The sequence below is a fragment of the Paenibacillus residui genome (genome assembly GCF_042677205.1).
GTDB classification, from domain to species: Bacteria; Bacillota; Bacilli; order Paenibacillales; family NBRC-103111; genus Paenibacillus_L; species Paenibacillus_L residui.
Map to the genome: position 1 here is coordinate 77,250 of NZ_JBHTIU010000012.1, position 15,186 is coordinate 92,435.

The following is a 15,186-nucleotide window of genomic DNA, read 5'->3' on the forward strand; positions in this document are numbered from 1 at the left end:
CCGAGATAACGGCACAGCCGCCTGATTGTCCCTTTGGAAGGCTTCGGCAATCCTCAGCCCTTTATTTCTTGTGGAAGCTGTGGTACCAGTCCGTAGCTTCCTTGATTGCCGCGTCCCCGCCGCGCCTCTTCCATTCGCTTACGAAATTGTCGAACGCTGCGTCGACATCTTCCTTGCCGGTAATGACCTTGGCGAACATATCCAGGAACAGTGTGCCGGAATTCGTGCCTACTGCCAATTCGGGATGCGTCTTCAGCGATTCGAGAACCGGCATATGAAGACCGTCATTAGGCGTGCTGCTGTTCTTGGCAATCTCTACCCCTTTCTTCAGAAACTCCGCATCCGGGTGAGCTTCAATCAAGGATGGGAGCATCCTTCCGTCGCCGCGGGGGTTGATGGACAGTTGATAGAAAATGCTGGCGTCGTTCTCGTAATTTGCCGGAGTCTTGGGATCCCACTTCACTTTGCCGTTCTCTTCGGTGTAATTGACATCCTTGATGCCGAGGGAGAAGAAGGTCTCCGCCTCATCAGACCATGCCCAGTCGATAAACTTGATGATTTCCTCCGGGTTCTTGACCTTGGACGGAATGACCCAGACGAAATAAATCTGATCGCTTTGGGCCGTAATGCCGCCTCCTTTAGGCCCTTGCGGAGGCATAATTGCGCTTAGCTTGACCTCGGGCTGATTGACGAAATTTTCGGGCTGCCAGTTAGACATATAGTTGATTATGTCGTGCATCCACAGGCCGGCTTTGCCCTGCTTGATTCCGGCTTCCCAATCGGCACTCTTGTTGGTAAACAGGTTCGGGTTGATATAGCCTTTGTCATACAGCTCCTTCCAAAATTTCAAGGCATCCTTCATTTCCGGAAGCACCATGCCGGGAATGAGCTGGCCGTCCCGGTAATACCATTGGTTAGGGGAGGCACCGAACTCACGGAAGAAGACGTCCGAGAACTGAAGATTCTCCCTCACATAAAAGCCGTATTCATCATTGGGATCCCCGTTACCGTTCAGATCGTTTGTTTTCACCGCTTCAAAGAAAGCCAAGAACTCATCCAGTGTCTCGGGCACCTTCATCCCCAGCTTATCTAACCAGTCCTGGCGGATATACATCACTCGGGAAGCCGGCAGAGCGGACAGGGCAGGAATCCCGTAAATTTTACCGTCTCGGCTTACCCGGGTGCTTTCCCACGCCTCTTTCGGAATTTTACTCTTGATATTGGGGCCGTACTGGTCGATCAACGGTCCCAGTTCATGGAATACTCCTTGCTGCAGCGCCCCGGGATGCATCGTGGAATCGATGGAATCGGTCCGGATTAAATCAGGCAGATCCCCGGAGGCAAAACGTACCGTCAATTGCTGGATATAATCGTTGCCATGGCCCAGAAACTCGAATTTCAGATTGTACCCGGACAACTCGGACAGCTTCTTCACATAGGGATCATTATCCTTGAGCTGCATGGCATATTTCGCATTGGAGTGGGATAACAGGATGTGAATATCCTTATTGACCGCCTCCCCGCCCGGGCCGCCCCCGCTTGCCGGCTTGCTGCCGCAGGCGGACACCATGGCCGCCGCAGCCACTAGCGCGCTGACCGATACAGCCAGTCTTTTGCTTATCGTCTTCCCCATTGTTGTAACCCCTTTCATTCTTTAGTATGGTGGAATCCGCGCTGAATCTCTGCGTTGTGAGCCTACTCTAACCTGTTTCGGTTTGATCAGGCAATAATCACTTTTTTCAGACGGACGAAAATATTGATAAATGCCCGGCAAATAACGATAAATGCCCGAAATCATTGAAATTTCGGGCTAAAGCTTAATCGTTCCTCGCATGTTTGCGGTATTCTCCCGGGGGAACGCCGCTGATCTGCTTGAAGGTTCTCGAGAAATTCTGCACATTCGTATACCTCAGCCGCTCGGCAATTTCCTTGATGGACATGTCGGTATACTCCAGCCATTCCCTCGCCTTCTTCATCCGGTATTCGATTAAATACTCGCTAAAGTTCTTTCCGGTCTCTTCCTTGAAAATCCGGCTAAGCTGTGAATCGGACATCTGGAAGGAATTCGCAACCTGCTGAAGGGACAGGTCGCTGTCGAAGGAATCATGAATAAATAAAAGGGTTTGTTGGGCAATTTTTTTCTGCTTTGACCCGGATTCGGTCTCCAGTTGTTTCACAATGGACGGAAATAACTCATTGCTCATCCACTTCCGCAAATCCTCCAATGTCGTGAAGCTGTACAGCGTCTTGTACGGAGGGTAGTCAAAAACATCGTGAAGATCCTCCTTGATTTCATGGAAAACATACTCCAGCTCTCCAAGTAAATAAGAGAACAAGCCCATCACGGTTTCGGACGACTGCGCATATTGAGGGATCGCTTCGACCAATTGCTGCAAGTCACGGTTAGCTCCATTCAGATCACGCTGCACAAGCGAATGGACTATCTGCTTATGCAGCTGAAAAATCTGGCGGCTGGAAGTTCTCACGGACGGCCCGATATCATCGTCACTCAGGGTCACATTATTGCCCAGAAGCAGCCTGTAATTCAACAAGGTCAAAGCCTCCTGATAACTGCTTGTCAATCTGGAATAATCCCTGCAGGCCGGACTGATGGAAACGCTGACAGTAAACGGAAAATACCGGCCCACATTATGTCTTACCTGATCGGCCCGTTCTCTCACCGCAGCTTGAAATTCTTCATTCGGCATGTCGCTGCCGATCATGATAACGATCTGGCCCTGCTGAGAGGTGAATACGATGCAGGGCAGCTTCTCCGCAAAGGTCTCTTCCGCTACCTTCTTCAATGCATAATGAATAAGAGGCAGCTCCTTCTCTCTATAGGCTTCCACCCATTGTTTATACTCGTCCACGGCAGCAATGCAAACCTTGAATAAAGCCCCCTTCAACGGCAGGTCCCATTGCTCTACCTTGGCTCGCATTTCCGCCTCCGTTATTTCCCCCCACAGAAGCTGCTGGAAAATCCCTGCCCTAAGATCGGGGATCTGTTCCTTCAGCTTGTCCTTAAGCTCCCCGTTCGTTCTCAACATATGCAGCATGAAAGAGTCCAGAGCTTGCAATTCGTCCCTATGCTTGTCCTCCCATTTGCCCTCTCCCGAAATCGTTTTTAATAGCTTCTCTATGGGATGATAGAACCTGCGCGAACCGATTAACGCAATCATGACGGAAAGCAGGCCCATGGCACCCATAATGCCCCAGGTGAACCCCCGGATGGAATCGGCTTTGCGGGTTAAATCGGCCTTGGGGATCATCAGGATGTAGGTCCAATCATTAAGGCTTGACTTCAGAGATGCAACCTGATACTTTTCCCCATCCAAGGCAATCTCCATCGTATCGGGAGGCTGCTGCCACCATTCGTGCATACCGGGGCTGCCGCTTAAGCGTGTCCCAATGTCTTTCTCGTTCCGGCTGACGATGACTTTGCCCGACGGGTCGACCACATACAATCTACGGTTGTCTTCCAAATTGAGCTTGTCGACAAACTGCAGAATTTCGCTAATACTGACATGGAGTATGATCACTCCGTCAGTATAATACGTATGCAGCGGTATCGGCCGGAACAGCAGCAAATCCTCCTGATTCGGATAAGTACGCGGTGTAATAATAAAGGAGGAATTGTATTGGGGCTTCTCGCTGTCCATCATTTGGTTGAAATACTCAAAAGAAGCTTTGGCCAGGTCGGAGTAAACCATTTGGTAGCGCTTACTAATCATTGAAACTTCAAAACGAATGGAGGAAAAGCTCTTCTGCTTGCGGATGGTTTCAATCATCTCGAACGATTGATTGACATTGTCGGCCGACAGGCCTTCATTCACCGATTTTTCCAGAGTTAAATTAGAGGAAAGGCTGATGGAAGCAATGTTCAGGTTGATGATAAAATCGTTGAGCTGATTTTTGATTTGATTCAAGACCATTTGCTGAGTATGGTCCACTTCCTCCTGAATGACCTTGGTAACCCGGTAGGAAGCGGCAAATCCAATGAGAAAAACCGGCAGAATACTGATCAGCAAAGAATATACCATCAGCTTTCTCTTGTAGGAAAGTCTTGCCAGGAACGTAAAGAAAGGATTCAAAGTTTTCCCCCCGAATGACATGGAAGAGAGGCCAAGCCTCCCCATTCATTTTTTCTTTAAGTCTATCTATTTGGATGGATTTGTCAACGGATACTGAAGCTGACCTTTCGTGGCATATTTTATGAAGCTCTTGGAATAATAACCGTAACTTCAAAGTATAGGAATGGTGGTTATGGTAAATACGGGGAAAATTTCCTTCATTCAAGCGGCTTCCATCATCATGCTTACTGTCGGATTGACCAACCACGTAATGATTATCCCTATTCTTCTGGATGAAGCGGGGAGAGATTCCTGGATTTCAGTCATTATAGCCTCCCTGGCCTACATTCCTATCATCATTTGTATACATTACATAATCAAAAAAACCGGGCAAATGTCGATCAGGGACTGGCTCAGCGATCGTTTCGGCCGTTGGGCCACCTGGCCTTTCTTACTTATCTTCATAGTATATTTTGTATTCATGGGCGCCTTCACTCTCAAAGATACGAATACATGGACTATCTCTTCCTATCTTCCGGGAACCCCCCCCCGTTCGTCCTGTCACTTTCCGGTCTGCTGCTTTGTTCCGTTGCGGCTTATTCCGGCCTTCAGGCCATCTCCATCACGTCGGGAATGCTTCTGCCGATCGTCATTCTCCTCGGTTTCTTCGTCATGTCCGCCAATTTCGAGCACAAAGATTACAGTTATTTATTTCCTCTATTCGAGTATGGCTGGACACCGTCTTTGCGCGGGGCTTTCTTCGTGCTCTCCGGATTTAGCGAAATCGTAATTTTGCTGCTTATACAGCACCGTCTGCGCAGGAAAGTCAAGCTATGGCACATCCTTCTGCTCGCGATCATTCTGGCGTGGCTAACGTTAGGTCCCACCATGGGATCGATTGCCGAATTCGGGCCGGGCGAAGCGGCTAAGCAGCGCTATCCCCCATTCGAGCAATGGAGGCTTGTCAAGGTTGGCCGATACATTGAACATCTCGACTTTTTCTCTATTTATCAATGGTTGACCGGCGCTTTTATCCGGATCAGCATCACCCAATTTCTCATTCTGGAACTGTTGGACGTCCGCAAGAAGCTGGCACGAGTGATCGTTCTTTTCGGCTTAGGCGTCATCACATTTTTTATATGTGAACTGCCCTATAGCGACCCCGTATTTCTATCGATTTTGAAAAATTATTACTACCCATATTCGTTCTTTATGATGATATCGGTCATCCTTATTCTAACTTTGCTGGCGAGCTTGTCGCGAAGAAAAGGAGCGGGCAAACATGAAATGGATTCCAAAATGGATGACTCTGCCGGACACGCAATCCAGGAGCGGAGCGAAGGCAGCTACCCACTGGAATGAACAAAAGATCCGAAAGATGTTCTCCCATTGTGACGATGTTCAATTTCAATATTATCAGTTCGGTAATCCTCCCGTGCAGTCGGCTGTTTTGTTCGTCTTCTGCGAGGTCATGACAGACGAAAAGATGATTAATGAGATGGTGCTCCCCTCTTTGCAGGACTTGCATGCTTTAACACATTTTCGAAGCGTGGAACAAATCCAGCGGGAGAAGAAGCTGGAGCTGAGCGAAGAGAATGACTCCTCTGATGCCGATCTGGCTGGCAAAGTGTTCGAGGGCAAGCTGCTTATTTATTTTGTAGACAATTCCTCCTTGTTTTCAGTGGATGTAGCCAAAATTCCCGACCGGCAGCCGGAAGAGTCCAATGCGGAAGTTTCGATTCGCGGGCCGAAGGACGGTTTTGTGGAAAATATTTCAGTGAATTTGGCCCTGATCCGTAAGAGAATTCGCAGCAACAGCTTGGCCTACGAAAAATATATTATCGGCACCCGGACGATGACTAAAGTAGGATTGCTTTACATACAAGATGTTATCAATCCTCAACTGTTGGAGGAAGCCAGAAAAAGATTAACGAGCATGAACATCGCAGGGCTTTACAGCACCACCCAATTGGAATCGATGATTGCCGATTCCAGCTTCTCCATATTTCCATTAATGGGGTATACGGGGAGACCCGATTTTGTAGTCGAATGCCTGATGAACGGACGGTTTGTCGTGCTTGTCGATGGAAATCCTTCGGCAGTTATCGCCCCATCCGATCTGATGCTCCAATTAAAAACGCCGGAGGATACGCACTTTACATTCCTGAATGTTGCCTTCGGACGGCTGATCCGCTTCATCAGCTTGTTTGTAACGCTGCTGCTGCCGGGGTTTTATATTGCTCTGCTGACCTTCCACCAGGATCAGATTCCCTTTATGCTGCTGGCCACGATTACTTCATCGCGAATGGGGATTCCTCTGCCGGCTGCACTGGAAATGTTTCTTACTCTCGCCCTGCTTGAATTGTTCCGGGAAGCCGGGGTTCGGCTGCCGTCGGCCATTGGGCAAACGATAACCGTTGTCGGCGGATTGATTATCGGGGATGCGGCTATCCGGGCGGGCCTGTTCTCCCCATCCATGATTGTCATAGGGGCCATCACGGCAGTGGCCGGCTCCACTCTAGTCAGCCAGGCTCTGTCCGGGACGCTGAATGTATTACGACTGATTATTCTGTTCGCCTCTTCCCTGCTTGGAATGTTCGGCTTCCTGTTTACATTCTTTGCTCTCGTCCTGTATTTGGCCAACCTCCGTTCGTTTGGGGTTCCTTATCTGGCCCCGCTATCGCCGCCTACTTTCCGGGACATCCCGGAATCTGTTCTGCGGATTCCATGGAGCCTGCGCAAGAAACGTCCGCAATATCTGAAGACCAAAAACCAATCGAAGCAAGGAGAGGGATCTTCTTGAAAAATACGGCAGGGAGAAGAGTCCGCCTAATGCTCTGCCTTGTCATGATATCGATAATGCTAAGTGGCTGTTGGAATTACCAGGAGCCTCAGAGCTACAGCTATATTAGCGCTTTGGGCCTGGAGTACGTAGATAAGGAATACATTACCTATGCCCAAATATTGGACTTCTCGAGTATTGTCAGGCAGGAAGGCGCCTCGGCGTCCCAGCCTACGCCTATTTACATAGGAAAAGGGAGAGGGCGGACCATTACCGAAGCGATGAATCAATTATATTCCACTTCGCAGAAGCAAATATTATGGGGACATATTACCGCCTTGGTCGTTTCGGAAAAGTGCTTAGACATGGAGTGGAAGAAGCTCTCGATTTAATCAACCGTTACCGGGAGGTGCGGTACAACACTTGGGTGTTCGGCACCAAACAGCCCATTGAAGAATTATTCGCCTCCACTCCCCTTTTCAATGCGAACGCTCTGGTCTCCATCCTGCATGAGCCGGCAAATACCTATAAGCAAAGATCCATTATTGAACCGGTTTATTTATACCGTTTCATCCAGAGATACCGGGAGCCTGGGGAAACGAGCTATCTCCCTTCATTGACAACCAATACGAATCATTGGATCAGCAGTGAGAAAGACAAACTGAAGAAGCACAAGCTGCTTCAAGTGGACGGCGCCTATTTCATCCGGTCGGACGGCTCGTTGGCCGGATGGATCAAAAATCATGACCTGTTTGGCATCCAATGGCTTAACAGGCATACGGCACGTGCCCCCGTGACCCTTTACAGGGATAATGATTTGTTGGCTGTAGTTGTATTGACTAGGCCCATATATGAGGTTGAAGCCTCATTTCATGACCATAAGGTCTACTTTAACATCGAAGTCAAATTGAAGGGAATCGTTAATGAATTACACGAGAACATCTCCTCCGCCGAGCTGGAGAAAGCAACGGAAGAAGCCATCCGTTCACAGATTAGAAGAACTTTCGATGAAGGGATGAAAATACGTGCGGACATCTTTCGTCTGGGGGAAGTTGTCTACCGGGATCATTTGTCCAACTGGAAGAACATACGGGAAACCCGAGATCTGGTCGTGGAACCGGACAGCCTTAAACAGATTAAAGTGAAAGTTAACATTAGATCAAGCGGCAAGTACAAACTAAGAACGTGAGGTTTGGCCGATTCCCGCGGATGCGTAAAATCCCTACCAACATAAAAGGCCGCTGACGCGGCCTTTTCTTTTATCCGTGATTGATTGTGTTCGTTCCATAATGCCAGATTTGGGCGGCCGCTCCGATGACACCCGCGCCGCTCCCTATTTCTGCAGGAAGCAAAGTTGTTGCCTTCCACATCGCGGCTCCCGTTCTTCTTCCGGTTTCCTCTCTTAGAGCCTCGAAGAAGGCCGGTCCCGCTTCAGATACTCCGCCGCCGATAATAACCGCTTCCGGATTCAGAGTGTGAATGACACTGCTTATATGAGTGCTTAATGCGCTAATGACTTTAGCCATCACTTCAGAAGCATGAGGGTCACCCGAATTCCAGGCAGCAATCACTTCCCGCGAATCGGCCTGCCATTCCGGCTGCCAGCCATTCGCGTTAATCATCTCTGCCGCAACTCGGGCTATTCCTGTACCGGAAGCGTACAGTTCAATACATCCGTGATTGCCGCAGCTGCATCGAGGCCCGTTGAAATCGACCGAAATATGGCCGAGCTCCCCGGCTCCTCCGAAAGCGCCCCGGACCAAACGGCCCTCTTCAACTATGGCTCCGCCTACACCGGTACCCAGCGCGATACATACGAAGCTGTTATAAGGGCGCGCCGCCCCGAAATTTTTCTCCGCGATGGCAATCACATTCACATCGTTATCGACATACACCGGCAGCCCAAAACGCTCGGTGACCTTGTCGCGAATCGGAGTTCCGGTCCAACCGGGTAATGTATCGACGGCAAAAGCGACCGTACCGCTGCTGAAGTCGATCTGACCCGCGCTTCCTATACCGATGCCGACCACATCGCCTTCTCTGCGTACATCCTTCAGCCGGCTCAAAATATCGGCAATGCCGTTAACCATCTTGTTCAGCACAGCGGCTGCGCCTTGCTTGGCCTCGGTAGGAACGATGGATTCAACTACCGTCTGCCCGGAACGGTCTATCGCGGCCAAATGAATTTTGGTCCCGCCCAGATCCACTCCAATGGCCAGTTCATTCATTCTAAGTCCCCCGTTCATTCACCATACCCATAAGATCATGTAATGGATTACTTCGTGCCCGTGACTTCTTGAACAGCCCGGACGAACCGCTTCGTAATTTCCATCGGGCGGGTAATCGCCGACCCGATTATAACAGCGTAAGCGCCTTGACGGAAGCATTCCTGGCACTGCTCAACCGTCCAGATTCGTCCCTCCGCGATGACCGGTGTCCGCTTGAGAGCCGCCAGTCTGCCGACCAGCTCAATATCCGGTTCGGACTGCTGCAGACTATAGCTCGTATAGCCGGACAATGTCGTTGAGACCAGATCGACCCCAAGATCCATCGCATGGACTCCTTCTTCATAGGTGGAAATATCCGCCAGAATAAGTGTTTCTGGAAAGCTCTCGCGAATACGGGAAATCAGCCCCTCCAAAGTCTCCCCATTCGGCCGCTGCTGTCGGGTAGCATCCATCGCCACGATTTCGGCACCGGCCTCGATTACTTCCTTCACTTCCTGGAACGTAGGCGTTATATACACATCGGAATCCGGGTAATCTTTCTTGTACAGTCCGATCACCGGAAGGGAGCAAGCCTGTTTAATTGCCCGAATATCGACGGGGGTATTGGCGCGTATGGCTGCAGCTCCACCACGCTCTGCCGCTTGGGCCATCGCCGCCATAATATGAGAGCCGTACAGAGGCTCATCTTCCAGTGCCTGGCAAGAAACAATACATTGGTTATACAAGGATGGGATCAAAGAGTTCTTCATTATAATTCTCACTTTCCTTTTCGGTCTTTTACTCTCTACTTTTTAAGTATACATCCCTATACCGAAGAAAGAAAGAATTTTCCTTCCAATAATTTAAATAAAATGAACTTTTGCTCCATTTTCCTTGTTAACTATCAGTATTGATCGGCCAGCAGCTCATCAGTATAGCTTATCGGACACCGCCTTCGCTGTTTTCTCCAGAGCGGCGTAGGTCATATCCTTCTGCCGGAGAGCGACAACGGTCGATAAAATATCCAGAAGATGGATCTGGGTCAATTTGGAAGAGAACGCGCCTCCTTGCAGCGGGGTTTCTCTTGACGTCCCCAGAAGCACTGCATCCGCCTGCTGGGTGACAGGGGATTTCCCGTGGTTGGTAATACAGAAAATAAAAGCCCCATTGGCCTTGGCAATCGAAACTGCATTCACCACATCCTTCGTGCTCCCGCTTGTAGAGATCACCGCCACTACGTCATTCTTGCCGACCAGTGCCACATTCATGGCCATCATATGGGAATCCATCACTGCGTCCGCCTGAAAACCGAGGCGCATAAACCGGTACTTGGCATCCATGGCCGTCAATCCCGAGGAGCCGACTCCGCAGAAGAACAGTCGGTCGGCACGGATGATGGCATCGGCCACCTTGTTCAGATGCTGCTCATTAAGGAGTGACAGTGCATTGTGCAGCGCTTGAGTGTTATGGGCCGTTATTTTTTTGGCGATGGTTTCCATATTATCGTTCTCTTCAATCTCTCCCATAATTTGCTCCGCCGGGCTGGCCAAATCCTGGACGATGGACAGCTTGAATTCCTGGTAGCCTTTAAACCCCAGCTTGCGGCAAAGCCGGATGACGGAAGTTTCCCCCACGTCCGCCTTCTCCGCGAGGTCCGTTATCGTATAGAAGACAGCGGCCTCCGGATCCTTCATAACGGTATCCGCAACCTTCTTCTCCGATTTGGTGAGAGAGGAGTAAATGCTGTTGATCATAAGCAACGAGTTGTTTAAATCCGATATCTTGTTCGTCTTCATAGTTCAGTCCCTTTGTCTTTGAAATGATTTTGTTCCGGGGATGGATATGCGGGAAGCACAATATCCACGGTTGTCCCCTGGCCTAGCTTACTTTTAATTTTAATGGTCCCGTGATGCATCTCAATAATTTTATAACAGACCATTAATCCGAGGCCAGTCCCCTTCTCCTTCGTTGTATAAAAAGGCTCCCCCAATTGGGCCAGCCGTTCGGGCGAGATTCCCGAGCCCTGATCAACTATGCGTACCTGCAGCTTTCGCTTGTGATCCTGCTTGACTCTTATTTGAATGATCCCGCCATGATGCATGGCTTCGATAGCATTCTTGAGAATATTGATAAAAACTTGCTTCATTTGGTTTTCATCACAATGGATCAACGGAAGGTTCTCTTCCGCGTCCATCCGAATCTGAATATTGTTCATGATGGCCTGGGTGTCCAGCAGTGGAATGACGTCATAGAGAATGCGGCGGACGTCTTTCGGTTGGAATTCTATGACCTGAGGTTTGGCAATCACCATGAATTCATTCACTATGTAATTGATTCGATCCAGCTCGGACAGCATGATATTGAGATACTGCTCCTGTCCCTGGTTCTTGGCTTTAAGCAGCTGGACGAAGCCTTTGAGAGAGGTTAACGGGTTGCGGATTTCGTGAGCCACGCCTGCCGCCAATTGCCCGACGACCGACAGCTTATCGGATTTCCGCAGAAGCTCCTCCGTTCGTTTTCTCTCTGTAATATCCATAACCGTGCCAATGATCGCCGGCTTCTCCCTGTATGTCGTCATCGTCCCGTGCAGCTCGACATCCACCGCCCTGCCATCCTTATGCAAGGCACGAAAATAAAAATGGACGCTTCTGCCCTTACGATTGCGGAACTTGCTCAGGAACAGGTCATGGTCTTCCGGATATACGAAATGCATCACATTCTTATGGAGCATTTCTTCACTTCGGTATCCCAGCATCTCTGCACATCTGGGATTAACGTAAGTGATTTCCCAGTCTTGTATCAAATATACTCCTACAAGAGCCTCTTCTACAAGACTGCGATACTTTTCTTCCGCTTCCAACAGGGCGTCTTCGGCCTTCTTGCGAGCCGTAATGTCGCGGGAGACGATAACGACGCTTTCTACCCGGCCGGATTCCCCGATCACGGGAATGCCGCTTGCCTCCAGAAACAGGGACTGATTTTCGGAAAGGGCATACCGGTATTCAAACCGGCTGGCTTGATTCGTGTTTACCATCTCCGTAAACCTCTCACGAATCTTTCTGCGATCCTGGGAGTGGACCATCTGTTCTATTCTCCCATGCAGCTCCGGCTCTTTACCGAGAACATGCTTAAAGGACGGAGACGCATAAGTCATCCTTCCGTTTCTGTCATAAATGGCGATGAGATCCGTCATATTTTCCGCGATCAATCTGTACTTCGCTTCACTTTCTCGCAAAGTCTTCTCCATCTTAACCCGCTCGCTAAGATCTCGTATCATTGCCGCGAAAGCATTGACCTGTCCCGTACCATCCTTAATTGGAGAGATGGTGACGCTGATTTCAATTACGGTGCCGTCTTTTCTCCATAGAGCGACATCCGTTCCGTTCAAGGGGCCGACATGAAGAACATGATCGCAGGCCCGCTCCAATTTGTCCCATTCATGAGGAAGCATCTCGGAAATATGACGGCCGACCACTTCCTCCGCTGTCCATCCGAACATTTTCTCGAAAGCGGGGTTCACCTGAAGAACGGTGACAGCCCTGTTAAAAATGACGATTGCATCCGATGTATTCGTGAATAGAGATTCAAGCTGCTCCTTGGTTCGCCGCAGCTCTTTCTCTGCCCTCTTGCGCTGGGTGATGTCCCTGCCGATGAAATATATGCCCGTTGGCATTCCGCGGACGATGATCGGGACAAATTTGACCCCCAAATCCATTGCCGTGCCGTCTTTGCGGTAGAAGACCATCTCACAGCTTGCCGGTTCTCCGCGAATCGTCTGCTCCAGACAGCCCTTGGTCCGCGAAACATCGGCCGGATCGATCATGCTTAGCAAATTGATTCCGATTAATTCTTGGGCCGAATAGCCGCTTAGCTGTTCCATAGCCGGATTGGCCGTTTGGATAGCGCCGGATAAGTCGAGGGAGGAGATGGCTGCCGGATTGTGCTCCACCAAGGAATCGCAGTGCTGTTGAGTTTCCTTTGAACGGTCGATTCCGTCTCCCTGTTCCCCTTTTTCTTCCATCCGTTGGGAAGAACTCTGAATGGGAGAATCTTTTTCTTTCCGCACATAACCCCGACGGGATATCTTTAAAGGCACTCCATTGCGAGCGCTTCCAGTGATCCTTCTTCCTTTTGAATGAAGCCTTATCATTTTCCTCACCCTAGTCCGATATTTTCTAACTAACCATCTGTGGTGACTTACATCTTGTAGTTGCCTTCCCCCTATAACCCCTAACAAATAAACCAAATTACGCGATTTGAAACAGTTCAGGCCGTTCTCCGGAAGCGAAAATATGATCATCTGCCTTTAAATTTTGAGTATGTATGGTTGCAAGAAGAGGGTATCTATACCGAGAAGCGTTATACTGGCGAGAGTATGTATTGAGGCTGCTGCAAGGCAATTTGGGAAGCTCCCGGGAGCAATGTCCCGGGCCCAGTCATCAATTATTCAGGATGGATTCAATTTGTTCCAACGCATCGCTTGGGAGGCTTACCCCGGACGCCGCTGCGTTCTCCTCCACTTGCTGGACTCGGCTGGCGCCTATGAGCGCGCTGGAAACATTGGACTGACGCAAAATCCAGGCGATGGCCAGCTGAGACAGGGTTAACCCTAATTCGTCAGCTATTTCACGGATTCGAGCCACCTTGAGCAGGTTGTCGTCATGCAAATATCTTTGGATCGTCTGCTTTCCGCTGGAGTGGGTGGCCCGGCTACCCGGAGGCACATCTGTCGCATTCTTGTATTTTCCCGCAAGCACTCCTTGAGCCAAGGGGGAATATACGACCTGACCGATCCCAAACCGCGTACACGCGGGAATCAGCTCCTGTTCAATCGCTCTATTAAACATGTTGTATACCGGCTGACTGGCAACGATCCGATTCAGGAGCTTCCTGTCTGCCAAATGGACAGCTTCCGCAATTTGTGCCGCCGTCCAGTTGCTTACTCCGATATAGAAGACTTTGCCCTGTGTGACCAGGTCGTCCATGGCACGCAGCGTTTCCTCCATCGGTGTGTCCGGATCAAAATGATGGCAGTAATAAAGATCTATATAATCCAGATTCAACCGTTTCAAGCTGGCTTCGCACTGCTCCATAATGTGCTTGCGAGATAAGCCTCTGTCATTCGGCCCTTCCCCCATCCGCCCCCACACCTTGGTAGCAATCACATACGATTCCCGGGCATATTTTCCTAAAGCTTGTCCGACTACTTTCTCAGCCTCTCCGCGCATATAAATATTAGCTGTATCGAAGAAGTTGATGCCCAGCTCATAAGCTTTGTCTATAGTCTCATGGGCTCTGGCCGAATCGACATATCCCCCTTCTCCATAGGTCAACCAACTACCCAAACTGATTTCACTTACTCTCAGTCCGGAAGCCCCCAATTGACGATAGTTCATTTCGTATCTGCTCCTTTCGAAAATGAATGGTTATCCTTCTCGAGTGCAGGGCACCGAATTTACCGCGTTGAAGGATTATTCCTCACTGCCCAAGTTTATAGCTGCTTGGTTCTTCCCCATTATTATACTTCAAAGAGAGTGAAAAATGGAGAAAATTGGATAAAAAAACGTTGAATATTCTAAAAATGTTAAACTCATCTTCCTCTTCATAATTAAATTTTACTTTTACCCTGCATACAAATTCCGTTACAATGAATTAGAAGGCGGATAACAAGCCGAGAAAGAGCTATGAAAGCCATGAAAGGGGAGATTGGGGATGAATTCGATTATCGATAGGGCATTTAAGGAAATGATGGAGAACTGGCAGCAAATGAGCGTCAGTTCTCCGGAAGATTCCGAAGCGGACGCGGACCGGTTTCAAAATAGCTTCTATAAGCTGATAGAGCTGGTTAGAGACTGGATCGAAGGAATGAAGCGCAGGCCGAGAAATATGGAAGAAGCTTTGGCGCTTCCCGAGATCGCCAAAATGATCGAGCTTCTACCCCCTCCTCTTTATTTGAATTTTGAGACGGAGCTGGAATGTATTTTGGAAGGACATTCGAGGGTGGAAGACACTTTCGATGATTAACTACCGCAATCTTCATCCGGCATCCGCAGGCGATCGGTCAAGTAAGAATGGCAAACAGATCCTTCCCGGGCGAGATGGTCTGTCATCCGGATGGAGAATTAGA

Annotated in this window: 11 protein-coding genes and 2 pseudogenes; 6 read left to right on the forward strand and 7 right to left on the reverse strand. The window is 49.4% G+C overall.

The annotated features are described in order from the left end of the window. Positions 1–61 precede the first annotated feature (61 nt). Positions 62–1,633, reverse strand: coding sequence for an extracellular solute-binding protein (locus tag ACFQ03_RS04360; RefSeq protein WP_186328236.1), 1,572 nt, complete (start codon positions 1,631–1,633; stop codon positions 62–64). Between the two features lie 184 nt (positions 1,634–1,817). Then, positions 1,818–4,091, reverse strand: coding sequence for a helix-turn-helix domain-containing protein (locus ACFQ03_RS04365; protein ID WP_379286303.1), 2,274 nt, complete (start codon positions 4,089–4,091; stop codon positions 1,818–1,820). A 220-nt stretch (positions 4,092–4,311) separates the two neighbouring features. Between ACFQ03_RS04365 and ACFQ03_RS04370 the strand changes: the two are divergent. The 5 genes and pseudogenes from ACFQ03_RS04370 to ACFQ03_RS25885 form a co-directional block, all read left to right on the forward strand. Then, positions 4,312–4,554: pseudogene (locus tag ACFQ03_RS04370) on the forward strand (GerAB/ArcD/ProY family transporter); the annotation flags it as partial. After that, on the forward strand, positions 4,503–5,432 hold the full coding sequence (locus ACFQ03_RS04375) for an endospore germination permease (protein ID WP_379286304.1): 930 nt from the start codon (positions 4,503–4,505) through the stop codon (positions 5,430–5,432). The pseudogene ACFQ03_RS04370 and the gene ACFQ03_RS04375, both read left to right, overlap by 52 nt. Then, positions 5,353–6,873, forward strand: a complete 1,521-nt coding sequence (locus ACFQ03_RS04380; RefSeq protein ID WP_379286307.1) for a spore germination protein — start codon at positions 5,353–5,355, stop codon at positions 6,871–6,873. The genes ACFQ03_RS04375 and ACFQ03_RS04380 overlap by 80 nt, the downstream gene beginning before the upstream one ends. A gap of 56 nt (positions 6,874–6,929) precedes the next feature. Further along, positions 6,930–7,414, forward strand: a pseudogene (locus ACFQ03_RS25880) (Ger(x)C family spore germination protein); the annotation flags it as partial. 123 nt (positions 7,415–7,537) lie between these two features. Beyond that, on the forward strand, positions 7,538–8,041 hold the full coding sequence (locus tag ACFQ03_RS25885) for a Ger(x)C family spore germination C-terminal domain-containing protein (RefSeq protein WP_449290179.1): 504 nt from the start codon (positions 7,538–7,540) through the stop codon (positions 8,039–8,041). A gap of 70 nt (positions 8,042–8,111) precedes the next feature. Here ACFQ03_RS25885 and ACFQ03_RS04395 read toward each other — a convergent pair whose 3' ends face one another. From ACFQ03_RS04395 to ACFQ03_RS04415, 5 genes are all read right to left on the reverse strand, one after another. Next, positions 8,112–9,080, reverse strand: a complete 969-nt coding sequence (locus tag ACFQ03_RS04395; RefSeq protein ID WP_379286313.1) for an ROK family protein — start codon at positions 9,078–9,080, stop codon at positions 8,112–8,114. Between the two features lie 47 nt (positions 9,081–9,127). Then, positions 9,128–9,829 carry an N-acetylmannosamine-6-phosphate 2-epimerase gene (locus ACFQ03_RS04400; RefSeq protein ID WP_186328240.1) on the reverse strand — a complete coding sequence of 234 codons (702 nt, stop codon included), beginning with the start codon at positions 9,827–9,829 and terminating at the stop codon, positions 9,128–9,130. Positions 9,830–9,988: 159 nt separating this feature from the next. Next, a complete protein-coding gene (locus ACFQ03_RS04405; RefSeq protein WP_379286316.1) occupies positions 9,989–10,855 on the reverse strand; it encodes a MurR/RpiR family transcriptional regulator in 867 nt (288 codons plus the stop codon). Further along, positions 10,852–13,080 carry a PAS domain S-box protein gene (locus ACFQ03_RS04410; protein ID WP_379286318.1) on the reverse strand — a complete coding sequence of 743 codons (2,229 nt, stop codon included), beginning with the start codon at positions 13,078–13,080 and terminating at the stop codon, positions 10,852–10,854. Before ACFQ03_RS04410 ends, ACFQ03_RS04405 begins: the two co-directional genes overlap by 4 nt. A gap of 418 nt (positions 13,081–13,498) precedes the next feature. Then, the gene (locus tag ACFQ03_RS04415) at positions 13,499–14,455 is read right to left on the reverse strand and encodes an aldo/keto reductase family protein (protein ID WP_379286320.1); all 957 of its coding nucleotides are present in this window, start codon (positions 14,453–14,455) and stop codon (positions 13,499–13,501) included. Positions 14,456–14,771: 316 nt separating this feature from the next. Between ACFQ03_RS04415 and ACFQ03_RS04420 the strand changes: the two genes are divergently transcribed. Continuing rightward, a complete protein-coding gene (locus ACFQ03_RS04420; RefSeq protein WP_144933845.1) occupies positions 14,772–15,083 on the forward strand; it encodes a hypothetical protein in 312 nt (103 codons plus the stop codon). Positions 15,084–15,186: the final 103 nt, after the last annotated feature.

Excerpts from the sequence above, each read along its gene's own strand:
- ACFQ03_RS04360 (WP_186328236.1), bottom strand. The coding sequence starts at position 1,633 with ATGGGGAAGACGATAAGCAAAAGACTGGCTGTATCGGTCAGCGCGCTA.
- ACFQ03_RS04380 (WP_379286307.1), top strand. The coding sequence starts at position 5,353 with ATGAAATGGATTCCAAAATGGATGACTCTGCCGGACACGCAATCCAGG.
- ACFQ03_RS04395 (WP_379286313.1), bottom strand. The coding sequence starts at position 9,080 with ATGAATGAACTGGCCATTGGAGTGGATCTGGGCGGGACCAAAATTCAT.
- ACFQ03_RS04400 (WP_186328240.1), bottom strand. The coding sequence starts at position 9,829 with ATGAAGAACTCTTTGATCCCATCCTTGTATAACCAATGTATTGTTTCT.
- ACFQ03_RS04405 (WP_379286316.1), bottom strand. The coding sequence starts at position 10,855 with ATGAAGACGAACAAGATATCGGATTTAAACAACTCGTTGCTTATGATC.
- ACFQ03_RS04410 (WP_379286318.1), bottom strand. The coding sequence starts at position 13,080 with ATGGAAGAAAAAGGGGAACAGGGAGACGGAATCGACCGTTCAAAGGAA.
- ACFQ03_RS04415 (WP_379286320.1), bottom strand. The coding sequence starts at position 14,455 with ATGAACTATCGTCAATTGGGGGCTTCCGGACTGAGAGTAAGTGAAATC.
- ACFQ03_RS04420 (WP_144933845.1), top strand. The coding sequence starts at position 14,772 with ATGAATTCGATTATCGATAGGGCATTTAAGGAAATGATGGAGAACTGG.